Source organism: Tissierella sp. (genome assembly GCF_032104385.1).
In the GTDB taxonomy this organism is placed as follows: Bacteria; Bacillota; Clostridia; order Tissierellales; family Tissierellaceae; genus Tissierella.
The window spans coordinates 20,658-33,776 of the sequence record NZ_DAMCHJ010000020.1 but is presented as its reverse complement, the minus strand read 5'-3'; the positions used below and the strand labels follow the sequence as shown (position 1 = coordinate 33,776).

At 28.2% G+C, this 13,119-nt stretch carries 8 protein-coding genes and 1 CRISPR repeat array; all 8 genes read right to left on the bottom strand.

Annotated elements, in window-relative coordinates; all coding sequences use genetic code 11:
* Positions 1-25 precede the first annotated feature (25 nt).
* A CRISPR array of direct repeats spans positions 26-4,485; the repeat unit is 30 nt; unit sequence ATTTACATTCTACTGTAGTTCTATTAAAGG.
* Between the two features lie 185 nt (positions 4,486-4,670).
* Genes cas2 through cas6 form a run of 8 tightly spaced genes read right to left on the bottom strand, consistent with a single transcriptional unit; the run spans position 4,671 to position 12,769 of the window.
* Positions 4,671-4,949 carry a CRISPR-associated endonuclease Cas2 gene (cas2, locus tag RT714_RS14665; RefSeq protein ID WP_313758622.1) on the bottom strand — a complete coding sequence of 93 codons (279 nt, stop codon included), beginning with the start codon at positions 4,947-4,949 and terminating at the stop codon, positions 4,671-4,673.
* Between the two features lie 6 nt (positions 4,950-4,955).
* A complete protein-coding gene (cas1b, locus tag RT714_RS14660; protein WP_313758620.1) occupies positions 4,956-5,948 on the bottom strand; it encodes a type I-B CRISPR-associated endonuclease Cas1b in 993 nt (330 codons plus the stop codon).
* Positions 5,949-5,959: 11 nt separating this feature from the next.
* Positions 5,960-6,451 carry a CRISPR-associated protein Cas4 gene (gene cas4, locus RT714_RS14655; protein ID WP_313758618.1) on the bottom strand — a complete coding sequence of 164 codons (492 nt, stop codon included), beginning with the start codon at positions 6,449-6,451 and terminating at the stop codon, positions 5,960-5,962.
* Between the two features lie 16 nt (positions 6,452-6,467).
* Positions 6,468-8,714 carry a CRISPR-associated helicase Cas3' gene (gene cas3, locus RT714_RS14650; RefSeq protein ID WP_313758616.1) on the bottom strand — a complete coding sequence of 749 codons (2,247 nt, stop codon included), beginning with the start codon at positions 8,712-8,714 and terminating at the stop codon, positions 6,468-6,470.
* A 16-nt stretch (positions 8,715-8,730) separates the two neighbouring features.
* Positions 8,731-9,495 (bottom strand): type I-B CRISPR-associated protein Cas5b, encoded by a 765-nt coding sequence (gene cas5b, locus RT714_RS14645; RefSeq protein ID WP_313758614.1) that lies wholly within the window; start codon positions 9,493-9,495, stop codon positions 8,731-8,733.
* Complete coding sequence (cas7i, locus tag RT714_RS14640; RefSeq protein WP_313758613.1) at positions 9,482-10,366, bottom strand: type I-B CRISPR-associated protein Cas7/Cst2/DevR; 885 nt, start codon at positions 10,364-10,366, stop codon at positions 9,482-9,484. Before cas7i ends, cas5b begins: the two co-directional genes overlap by 14 nt.
* Entirely contained in the window at positions 10,356-12,032 is a 1,677-nt protein-coding gene (cas8a1, locus tag RT714_RS14635) for a type I-B CRISPR-associated protein Cas8b1/Cst1 (protein ID WP_313758611.1), read from the bottom strand. Before cas8a1 ends, cas7i begins: the two co-directional genes overlap by 11 nt.
* A gap of 11 nt (positions 12,033-12,043) precedes the next feature.
* A complete protein-coding gene (gene cas6 / locus RT714_RS14630; protein WP_313758609.1) occupies positions 12,044-12,769 on the bottom strand; it encodes a CRISPR-associated endoribonuclease Cas6 in 726 nt (241 codons plus the stop codon).
* Between the last annotated feature and the right edge of the window lie 350 nt (positions 12,770-13,119).

The window sequence follows — 13,119 nt, the reverse complement described above, 5'->3', positions numbered from 1 at the left end:
TATTTATAAAAATTCAAATAATCCAATTTACATTCTACTGTAGTTCTATTAAAGGCTTCTACTATCTTCCCATCTGGAAATTCCATTTGTAAATTTACATTCTACTGTAGTTCTATTAAAGGCGTATTGAGCCACGAGAGTTACCTGAGGCAGATATCATTTACATTCTACTGTAGTTCTATTAAAGGCCACAATCTTTCTAGCGTCTTCCGCTTCTAATCCATATTTACATTCTACTGTAGTTCTATTAAAGGTTTTTATATTTTATTTATAAAAATTCAAATAATCCAATTTACATTCTACTGTAGTTCTATTAAAGGTTCGTATAACTTTAATTATTATGTAGCACTACAAAAATTTACATTCTACTGTAGTTCTATTAAAGGTGGTACGTCTAGTACCGTTATAATATAACTATAAAAATTTACATTCTACTGTAGTTCTATTAAAGGATTAGTTCCTTTGACTCTTGCTGTTTGTTCTTTAGTATTTACATTCTACTGTAGTTCTATTAAAGGATTGAACTCAACTACATTCATAGCAGGTTTAAATAAATTTACATTCTACTGTAGTTCTATTAAAGGCGGTTTAGCCCCTTGACAATAAAGAAGGTGATAAAGATTTACATTCTACTGTAGTTCTATTAAAGGTATCCCACTCTGTGTCATTGACCCATAAATCTCCATATTTACATTCTACTGTAGTTCTATTAAAGGTAATATTAAATCTTTGTATTCTTCCCATTCATTTTCTATTTACATTCTACTGTAGTTCTATTAAAGGTTGAGCTTCATTTCATCACCCCCTTGAGTTTCCTTTATTTACATTCTACTGTAGTTCTATTAAAGGAAGTTAGAAAAATACCATTAGCAAGATATATGGAACATTTACATTCTACTGTAGTTCTATTAAAGGTTTTAATATACTCATTTTGAGGAAGTATTACTGTGCATTTACATTCTACTGTAGTTCTATTAAAGGTTCAGACTTAGCCAATTTACTCCTTATACTTTCCTCATTTACATTCTACTGTAGTTCTATTAAAGGCTTCACACCTGCTTGACTTAATCTCATTAGGAATATTATTTACATTCTACTGTAGTTCTATTAAAGGTAAGTAAAGAGGGATTAGGTTATGACGCTAATTCTCCATTTACATTCTACTGTAGTTCTATTAAAGGCCAATGTCAGCTGGAACTGAAGCTGGTATTATGTGGATTTACATTCTACTGTAGTTCTATTAAAGGACCTCCTGATATTCTACTTTATATTTCTATTGCAAAATTTACATTCTACTGTAGTTCTATTAAAGGTAGGCGTAGTTTCTTGTAGGGGGGATAGCGGAGCAAATTTACATTCTACTGTAGTTCTATTAAAGGTTATTTTTTAATTAGAGGAAATCATATTTTTAGAATATTTACATTCTACTGTAGTTCTATTAAAGGAGGTAAACCAACTATCTCTTGCCATATATCAAACAAATTTACATTCTACTGTAGTTCTATTAAAGGTTCAATAGATGATATAATTTAATTTATATGTTTTTTATTTACATTCTACTGTAGTTCTATTAAAGGATGATGTGACTGATATAAAAGATTATTTATTTAAGTAAATTTACATTCTACTGTAGTTCTATTAAAGGGTATCAAAACTTATCTAGAAAATCATCTAAGAACTAATTTACATTCTACTGTAGTTCTATTAAAGGTTTATATTGTTTTTCATTATATTTCTCCTTTCATGAATTTACATTCTACTGTAGTTCTATTAAAGGAGATTAAAGCAAAAAAAGAACGAGATATAGTTGCAATTTACATTCTACTGTAGTTCTATTAAAGGTTTCTTACTTCCACCATCTCCTTTTAAGGTTCTTGAATTTACATTCTACTGTAGTTCTATTAAAGGGAATAGTCGTTGTTGGCAATCTAATGATGATAGAAATTTACATTCTACTGTAGTTCTATTAAAGGGAATTAAGGAGATAGATAAGCAAATAAATAAACTTAATTTACATTCTACTGTAGTTCTATTAAAGGAATATTAAATCTTTGTATTCTTCCCATTCATCTTCTATTTACATTCTACTGTAGTTCTATTAAAGGGGTAATAGGAACTCAGGTGATAGGAACTCAGGTGATATTTACATTCTACTGTAGTTCTATTAAAGGTAGCAAAAAAAGGCAGTAGCAACCCTTTAATTGATACATTTACATTCTACTGTAGTTCTATTAAAGGGAATATTACTAATACAATGTCTCCTACTTTATATGGATTTACATTCTACTGTAGTTCTATTAAAGGGTAAGTTCTAAATTCACCTATTTTTTTATCACCTGTATTTACATTCTACTGTAGTTCTATTAAAGGTTATTCTAGAACAGAAATACATTGAAGGAAAGCATTTACATTCTACTGTAGTTCTATTAAAGGGAAGAATTGGGGGAGGATGCAGCACATGAGAATTCTATTTACATTCTACTGTAGTTCTATTAAAGGAGTAAATAAAGAGTTAAGAAGTTCTGATTTTCTAAGCATTTACATTCTACTGTAGTTCTATTAAAGGGTTTAGAGAAAGATATTATAGGTCCGTATCTAGAGGATTTACATTCTACTGTAGTTCTATTAAAGGGAAGCAAGAGAAAGGATGAAAGGAGGGAGGAAAGAATTTACATTCTACTGTAGTTCTATTAAAGGAGATATTTATAGAAGCTCATAAAATGACAAGAGAAAATTTACATTCTACTGTAGTTCTATTAAAGGAATATATTTTAATAAATTAAAAAATATTTTAATAATATTTACATTCTACTGTAGTTCTATTAAAGGTAGTTTTTCCCAACTGCCATAATCACTCACTTTCATATTTACATTCTACTGTAGTTCTATTAAAGGCATGAAAACACTAAGAGCAAATAACCAGATATGGAATATTTACATTCTACTGTAGTTCTATTAAAGGATTTGAATAATAATATCTAATAGCAAAGTTAGGTTCATTTACATTCTACTGTAGTTCTATTAAAGGTAAAGAGTTAGGTGCTAAAGAAGGTAAAAATTCTTAATTTACATTCTACTGTAGTTCTATTAAAGGAAGTGGTTCTGTCTCTGATGGGGGGGTACCACTTTGATTTACATTCTACTGTAGTTCTATTAAAGGTTACAGAAGATGCAAGCGAAATTGAAACAGCTTTAAAATTTACATTCTACTGTAGTTCTATTAAAGGTTCATTTTTTTATTCCTCCTTATTGTTATTGCTTCATTTACATTCTACTGTAGTTCTATTAAAGGTGTCCAACCTTCCCAGTTATTCGCCGATAAAATCCTATTTACATTCTACTGTAGTTCTATTAAAGGATAGTTGCGAATATTTTCTTCCTCTGCTCTACTGTTAATTTACATTCTACTGTAGTTCTATTAAAGGTATAAATTAGATTTTCAATTTATAGAAAACGGAGAAATTTACATTCTACTGTAGTTCTATTAAAGGCCAAGACCACGAGAGGTTGCAATATTTGGTAAGGTTAATTTACATTCTACTGTAGTTCTATTAAAGGTAACAACCAAATTAGAATCTATCAAATCGTAACCAAATTTACATTCTACTGTAGTTCTATTAAAGGGTAAATTCTACTAACTTATCTCCATACTCACCAACATTTACATTCTACTGTAGTTCTATTAAAGGCTACATGGGTTATGGATCATATATATTATCCTGTAAATATTTACATTCTACTGTAGTTCTATTAAAGGTCTGTAGTGGATATGAACAGGGGTGGAGTGAATATATTTACATTCTACTGTAGTTCTATTAAAGGTCTATATTTCATTATTTTAGTTCTTACTAATTCTTTATTTACATTCTACTGTAGTTCTATTAAAGGTAAAGTTGTTAAAAGATTTTATTAGCAGAAATCAAAATTTACATTCTACTGTAGTTCTATTAAAGGCCTCCTGAATAGAATTTCTTACATTCTTAGAAAACAATTTACATTCTACTGTAGTTCTATTAAAGGTAGGAAGTGCAAGCAGCTTAATAGCCTGCCACCAGAATTTACATTCTACTGTAGTTCTATTAAAGGGGTGCCTAGTGGGTAATAAGGTAGATATAAATTTAATATTTACATTCTACTGTAGTTCTATTAAAGGCCGCCCCATTTGTTTCAGGCAGTACAGAGTCTTTTTCATTTACATTCTACTGTAGTTCTATTAAAGGTTAGTCGCGGCAATAGGACCATTACTGATAATTGTATTTACATTCTACTGTAGTTCTATTAAAGGTCAACAAAACTCCTTTGCTAATGTCCATTTCTTCTCCATTTACATTCTACTGTAGTTCTATTAAAGGTTTTGTACCATCCCTCTTGCTTGTCCAGTTGTATAAATTTACATTCTACTGTAGTTCTATTAAAGGAAACAAGCAGGGAAAGCAATCTATTATGAAGATAAGTATTTACATTCTACTGTAGTTCTATTAAAGGGCGTTACATTCAAATCATTGATTCTACTAATGTTGATATGTCATTACTGTCGATTAATAATTTTACTTACTATATTAATGTACTTATTTATTTAAATCTGAAAATAATAGACTTCACTCATTGCAATATACCGCTTTGTCAATATCCAATAATATTAACCTTATTATAGGTAGACAAGATATAATTTAAAAAAATTTAGATGTTTTGTCATCTATTAATCCTAAATATTCTTTTTCTAACCATTTCTCATCTCTACTCTTAAATACTAGTAAAGAATCCTTATCCTTTCTAATATGTTTATTTAATTCAGTTTTCAACTTCACATAATCTAACTCAGTCAAATTTCCCTCAAATACTGATTTTTGAATATGAGTTAAATACTTCTTACAAATTTTAAAAGTGTTTCTAGATACTCTGGAACCATTATCATCTGTCAAAATATCATAAACAAGTATCACATACATATTATATCACCACCATATTTTAAATCCAGAATATTCTTTTTCTCCAATTATGTGTTTAATCAACTTATAACACTCTAGTCTAATAAGATACCTATAGGAAACATCTCTTCCTAATTCTTTATGAGATATTGTACTTTCCAATCTCTTATCATATTCCATAAGTATTTTTCTTTTACCAGATTCCTTAAGATATAAAAAATTTGATTCTCTTTCAAAGTCTTCCTCTGTTATTTGATTCTTATTGAGCATAGAAAATATCATCCTATCTCCAATTAAAGGCTTAAATATTTCTGCAATATCTAAAGATAGCGAAAATCTTTTTGTTCCTGGTTCATGTAAAAAGCTTACTGTTGGATTTAGCTGAGTTTTATATATTTCACTTAATGTTGTTGTGTAAATAAGACTATTTATAAATGAAATAAGAGAATTTATCATATTATCTGGCGGTCTTTTTACTCTTTTTTCAAATTGAATATCTTGTTTTACAATATCATTCCAGGTTGAATAATATGTTTTTCTAATATTACCTTCTATACCCATAATTTCATTGATAGATTCGCCATAATCTAATTTGTTTATCAAGCTATCAATATTTCTCATTGAATCTTCCAAATCTATTCCTCTTCCATTATAATATCTAAGATTTCTATAAATATTGTAAGATGAAGCTTTTAATATCTCTTTAGCAATCCTTAATCGTTTTTCTTCATTATCATAAGCCCTTACTTGTTGTACTAATAAATATCCGCTTATATTTGTTTCTCTAGGATAGTAACTTCCACTATAAAATCCATAATAGTTAAATACATGCAATATAATACCTTTCTGTGATATAAAATTTAATAATTTTGTATTTAAGCTTACTTCTCCAAATAAGTATACTTCATCAGCAACCTCAGCCTTAAGGTTTTTTTCATCTCCTTCTATACTTGTTATAACAACACTATTATCTTTCCTTCTTAGATCCCCATCTTTCAAAATATAAAATGTTTCTCCCAATTCTTCACCTCCTATATATAACACAATTCATAATAAGAACATTTCTTGCAAAATGCCTTATTAATAACTCCAGGAGGCAAGTCCATATTAATAATATATTGAATTTGTTCCAAAACCTCCATCAATTCTTCTTCCTCAGAAATAGTTAAATATATTTCTTCTCGTTTTCTTAATAAGGGATAATCTAGTATTCCTTTTTCTATTTCGACTCCTTTATTCCTCAAAACCCAAATATAATATTTAAGTTGCCATTTAGCAGCTTCATCTAATTTCCTTGACTTCTTTACTTCATGTATTACTTTCCAGTCTTTCAAAAAATCAACATTAATGGTTTCATCAATTAATATATTCTTTTTCTCTCTATTATAAGAGTTTTCATCAATCAATTTTCCCATTCCTACTAATTCACTAGTATGCTCCATATTTACATCATTCTTAAAATACCATAGTTTTCTTTTACATACGAAATAATAGTACACCATTACCCCTGTTATTTTATTCATTTTATCACCTTTTTACTCAAAAGATTCTATCTTCACAACTTCTAGTTTCTTTCTCAATATAATCTTTAGATTTATATATTATCCCAACTTTATCATTATAATCACACTCAAATATCTCTATAAATTCATATTTGCTAATATCTTTTTTCTCCAAAAGATGCTTTTCTGCTCGATATAATGGTATAGATAAAGTAAAGTCATCTAAGCTAATTCTTGCTTCTAATTTTTCTTCTCTCATCCTTTTTCGTTCTTCTAAAGTAGCATATTTATAGCATTCTTGTTTTAGTATCTTTATATATCCATCTATTTTAACTTTATTATCCTCATATATAGGCTTAGGTATAATTGCTTTAGATTCTATATTTCTAAATCTCTCCATAACTTCTTTCTTAGACATTTCATAAGGATCTATTAATTTTAAATATTTTATAGCGTCTATTAGTTTATCATGGTACTCTGTTTCCTTTAGCTTTTCCATAGTATATATACTGTCTATTAAATTTATCTTTTCATTTTCCGTAATAGGTCCTTTTACATTGTCTAAAGCTTCCTTGGAAAGTTTAAATATATATTCATCTATAATATTCCCAACCCCACTACATTTAGAATCTCCACCATCGAATACATAGCAATTATATCCTTCCTTATCCCAGTCTCTATCCCTATAACATCTTCCAAATCTTTGGAATAGTCCATTTAAATCTGAAAGTTCTGTAACAAGAATATCAAAATCTATGTCTAAAGATGCTTCCACTACTTGAGTTGTTATCCATATTCCTTTACATACCTTTTCCTTATTTCCAAACTCTAAAATCTCATCTTCTTTTCTTTTTCTGTCTTTCTTTATAAATCTACTATGAAATAGATTTATATTTTGTACAATCTCTTTATCTTTTGATAGCTCTCCATATATTCTTTGCGCCTCTTTTACAGTATTACATATAACTAAAATTTTGTTGTCATTATATACCTCCTTAACAAACTCTGAATTTATTTTTTCGTGTTTTGTCTTTACACTATGTCTTACTCTCTTATTTGTAAAAGGTTCAGGCTTTAGAAACTTTACATCTTCCTTTTCTAATAACTCTACGAATATCTGTGGCAAGGTTGCTGTCAATATAGCAAATTTTCCACCTATTTTGTCTATATAAGATAAACCTACAACTAAATATGCTAATAAATCTGGTGAATACATCTGTACCTCATCTATTACTACTTTGGAATATGCTAAAGTAGCAAGTTTTGACTCAAATCCTCTATATCTATATACAAAGTCAAATATTTGATCCATTGTGCAAACGGTTAGTGCCAATGATAATTGCTTTGTTTTGTTATAATATTCATCAAAATCTATTTCTTCTTTTTTACTTAAATATTCCCTTTTAATATCTGAATGTAAAAGCCCTACTTTATTTTCATAATCATCACTGACTATCTTCTCTGTTATTCTTTTATACATTGCATTTATAGCTGTTTTAAGTGGGAGTGTAAAAAAACCCTTATTATCCCCTATCCATAGAAGTCCGGCTTCTGTCTTACCCATGCCTGTTTGAGCTACTATTATAAGATTATTATCTCTATTTTCTATCATGTATTTCTGGAGTTCATTCCACTCAGCATTAGGATTTTTTATTTTAAATTTTTTCAATAAATTTTCTTCTAGATCTTGTAATAGAAAGTTATTTTCCTTTTCAACATCAATACCACCACTAGCTGCATAATCTATTCTATTAAGTAGACCTTTTACTAGAATATATTTAAAAAACAACTCACTATTTAACTTTTCATAAATCCTCTCATCCTTAACAAAGAAATCTTCTTCTATATAGTCATTAATAAATTTGGAATCTAACTTATCATATTTGAAATTAATAAACTCTTTATTTATCAATTCAATTTCTTCTTCTAATTGAGATTCTGTATAGTTTAACTCCCTATCGTGATGATAAGCTATAGCATGAAACAATACTCTTATATCATCTTCCGAGTACCCATTATCTTCTAGTTCCTCAAAATCAATAAAAAGCAAACTCAATATACCGTGTGGAATTTCATTATTATGTCTCTTCCTCCTTTCTAGCTTATCTTGGAACTTTATATTCATCTTACCTAAATCATGATATAAACAAGATTTATAGAGTATATCCCAGTTTATATTTAAACTAGGATATATCTCTTTTAACAAATTGTAATTTTTTATTAAATTATCAGTATGTTCATTTATCATTTCTTCAGGATTTGATTTAGCTAAAAATCTATTCATAAAATCATCCTCCATATTAAATGGCAAATATTATGTTATTATCTTCATCCAGCCTAACATCTTTTTTTCTTAGGGCTGATATATTAGCTCCATATAGAACTTCTTCTTTTTTCCAACTTCTAAATATTTTAGGCGAATTTCGGGTACCATAATTAATTAACTCATAGTTTTTATTTAATTTATATCTAGTCCCAGAAATATCTATCCCTTGTACTTTATTTTTTAGTTTTACATCCTCTATAAGATTGATAGGTATATAAGCACTATAGTCTTCTCTAGCTCTAATTGATGACTTAAGATTTTCCTCTTCAAAAATATCCACTACCTTAACTTCTTCAATAGTTACAAGGTCTTCTCTCCTACCTAAAGAAGGATATTCTCTAGGATAAAGAAAAGCCTTTTCTATTTCTTCTACTAAACTTTGATCACGTGGAATTATATGAATCAATAATTCTACATCAACTAATAGCTCTACTGTAGAAATACCTCTGCTTATACCAAATTCCCCTACCTGTAATTGATGCCTTGCAGGATCAAACTTCATACCATTTTTAAATTCGTATCTAGTATATAAATCATTTACCTTAGAATGATATTTTCCCTGGATACTAACTTCCATTTCCTTATATTCCTTGTAATCGCAAAGACTATGAACCATTCCTATTACTGTTGAATATGGTGGTAATGGATAAGTTTCCTTGAGTTGAAAACTAGTTGGTTTCTTATAATTGACCATATTCTGATATAATTTTAGCCTAACTGCCTTTTTATTTTCCTTCATAATAATCCTTCACCCTGCCTTTTAATCCACTAAAAAATTTAGGCATAGTCAATGCATTTAATTTTTCTTTTATTTCATTATCATTGATAAATTTACCTTCAATCAATCCACAAATTGTATCTTCTTTTATAGAATCAAACATAACTCCTTCAATTTGTTTAACTACTAACCTATTATCTTTTACATCTAAAACATTTTCAAATATAGGGTTTTTTATATCATAAACTCCCCCTATGGCAAACAAAGGTTTTAAATCTTCTCTTCTACCTCTAATATCCCTATATAGGAAAGCAATTGTATCTAATAGTTTATTCACCCTTCTTATTTTTTCTTCACCATCGAGCTCAATGGAATATACCTCATCTATTCCTATCTGGTCTAAATCCATTACTATTGTATATCTATAATAGGATCTATGGATCTCAGATTGAGCTATATTCATATTTTCATCTATTCTATCTGCCAAACCTTTATTTGTTAGAAAATCTAAATCACCTTTAAAAGTCTCTAGAGATATAGCATTGGATAGTCTTACTTTTGCTGTTCGCTTCTTTCCACCCGTACCTTTTTCTGTTTTAAGATATCCGAAAAAGTCTATTTCTGGATAGTCTTTTATAGTTGCTTCTTCAGAAAATTGAATAACCTTTTTATCTCCACTACCTTCTGCCTTTACTGTCGCTAATTCTTCACCTAACTGTTCAGCTATGTTATACCTGATTGCTTGCCTTGAGATATAAGTATATTGCTCTCCTTTATCTCTAGTCAATTTTTTCAAAGATGCTACATTTCCTATTCCCTCACCATAGTTTGCACTTTCTGCTTCAAATATCATTGATATAGCTAATCCCTTTGGTTTTAAATTATTTTTCATTAACTTTTCCCCCATTTTCATCATCTATTTTCCCCTCTATCAGTCCAGCTACAAATGCATATCCAATAGTCTTGAACTCTTCTTCACTTCTTAATGTATCTAAAAACACCTCAGGTACTGATGATTTTACATATAGGTAACAATTTAGTAATGTATCCATGAAGCTATCCGTATTGTTAGTCTTTAATGAATTTAACAACTTGTATGATATACCACTAAGTTTATCTATAGAGCCTTTGCTTCTATACTTTTCTCTCAAATAGTATCCAGCAATATTACCTCTCTTAACTATATCTTTATTTAGTTCTTTCATACACCCTACCCCCTTTAAAAATTTCGTATTAATCCTTAAAATTCTAATCACATGAAATGAATTATAATGTGAATCCTTCGGCTGCGATAATTTATAGTGAAGCATCTTTTGAACTAATGTAAACATATTTTGACTATTCAATAATCTATCTATGACTAATTCATACACATTAAAATAAGTATTGATTTCTTTAAATCCACAATTAATCAATTTATTTAAATCATCTTCTGAGGATTTAATAATTTCTAATGATTTTCTAGAAAGTATATTAAATCTATATTTCTCATCCTCATACCTAATTAGTTGGATATCCGCTAACTCATATTTTATTTTATCGTTATATTCTTCATTTATTGATTCTACTAATGCTTTATAGGTTAATTTCTTGTCCCCTTTATTTTGTTTATAAATTTCCATATATATTTTATTGTTTATATCTATAGCATTTCTCATACTTGAGTTATCGTTTATATATATTCCTTTATCATAAAGATAAGATATTCCCGCTGGCACACATGAATATACTAGTTTACAAATAGGGCAAACAGCAATATCATTTTGAAAATCCCATACATGAGATGATTTTCTGCTTACATCAAATCCTGTAGAATTTAGGAAACTAAGATCATTTGAAAAATCCTTCATACTTTTATCACAAGAAAAGCAATTATACTTAAATTTAGATTTATCTATATTTAAATACTCTATTGCAGGTTCAATGAAATAGTTCTTGTAATCTATATACATATCCTTCTCTTTTGTCTGAGGATTCAAGAAGCAAACTCCATTCCAACCATTCTTTATTATGGTATACATGGCATTTTTTGCACCAATATATTTTTGTGATTTCTCCAGCTTCATATATTCAATTATTTCTTTTAATATAGTAAACCTATCTTTTATTTCTGGTAATATCTCACTTATCTCTTGTTTTTTCTTTAATTTTATAGTTTTCAAACTCTTCTCTAGTTCTAAAACATCTACAGGAGAATCTATTAGTTCATAAGCAGATTTGTAGCTATTGCTTTTTATTTGTTTCTTGACAACATCAGATATATATTTATTCATAGACTCAAGTTTTTTCCCATCAAATTCTTCAAAATTATTTTCTTCGTGCTTGTCTATAAATTCTTCAAAGGAAAGTATTTTATTTAATGAAAATATGTCTTTATATTTGTCTGTAAAATACTTAAAATATTTTTCTTCAAATCTTATCAAATGCTCCAACTCAAACTCTATATAATTTTGTTTTATTATAACATCATCTTCTGCATGTTCTAGTATATTGTAAAATCCTACTAATCCACTATTATAAAGCCAATCTTCCATATATAGCCGTATCCTTTCTCCCACGCTATCACCCCCTAAACTAAATCTAACATTCCAAATCCTCCACTTTTTCTAGCCCCTATACCCGATTTGTAAATATAGTCTAAAATATATGGTTTAGCTTGTATCTTTATTTTGCATATATTTGATAAGACTTCTATTCCATAATGTTTTACTTTAACTTCTTTATTACTTAACACTTTAAAACCTGCTTCTTCAATATCTAACCTTCTTTCTTCACCAAAATTGTCTAATAGTTGATATCTAAGGTTTTCCATAAATATTTCTTTTCCTTTTTCTTCACTCAAGGAATAGTACCAAGTCTTCTCATTATCACCATTATGTTCTCTAACAACTACTGGGGACATAGAAGAGTAAACAGCATAATCATTAGTTATAGGCTTTTCTTTATTCATATTTATATTACGTACTATTATAGAGTTACCTTTAATATCATAGGATTTTCCTCTATTTGCTAATACTGCATTATAGAAGAAAATGCCATCCTTCATATCAGCTGTTGAAAAGTTCAAGATTATCTTTTTTTCAGGAATAATTATCTCTTCTCTAGTAAATTTGCAATTTGGCATATACATTGAGAAGGTAAAATTCTTTCTTTTATTTTCCTCCTCTTCATATAATGATTGATAGTAGTCTTTATCATAGGACTCGTAAATATGTTTTAGAAAGGAAAGGATTATTCTATTTTTATCTTTTGGTATATTTTCATTGGATAAAGCTAACTCAACATTGTATCTCATATTTTCACCTCCTAATATTTTTGTTTCTATAAAGCTGTAATTTGATTCACAGCTTTATAGAATTGTTGAATTTGAGTGATTCTATAACTCTAGAAATAAACTTTGACAGAAATAGATATCTTACTTATTATTAAAAGTATGAATAAAAGTTTCAATCCTTCACCTCCACCCATTATTACTTTATTTAGTTAATAATCATCTCTTGATGTTAAGAATATAGTAAGATATTTAATTTGTCAATACTAATTTAATTATTTATTAATTTAAAACTCTCATAAATATGGTATACTATAAATATACTTTTAATAGAATCAAGATATGGAATGTAAATTTATTGCTTTATTTAGTTA

Coding starts and splice junctions, on each gene's coding strand:
- cas2 (WP_313758622.1), bottom strand. CDS start 4,949: ATGTATGTGATACTTGTTTATGATATTTTGACAGATGATAATGGTTCC.
- cas4 (WP_313758618.1), bottom strand. CDS start 6,451: ATGAATAAAATAACAGGGGTAATGGTGTACTATTATTTCGTATGTAAA.
- cas3 (WP_313758616.1), bottom strand. CDS start 8,714: ATGAATAGATTTTTAGCTAAATCAAATCCTGAAGAAATGATAAATGAA.
- cas5b (WP_313758614.1), bottom strand. CDS start 9,495: ATGAAGGAAAATAAAAAGGCAGTTAGGCTAAAATTATATCAGAATATG.
- cas7i (WP_313758613.1), bottom strand. CDS start 10,366: ATGAAAAATAATTTAAAACCAAAGGGATTAGCTATATCAATGATATTT.
- cas6 (WP_313758609.1), bottom strand. CDS start 12,769: ATGAGATACAATGTTGAGTTAGCTTTATCCAATGAAAATATACCAAAA.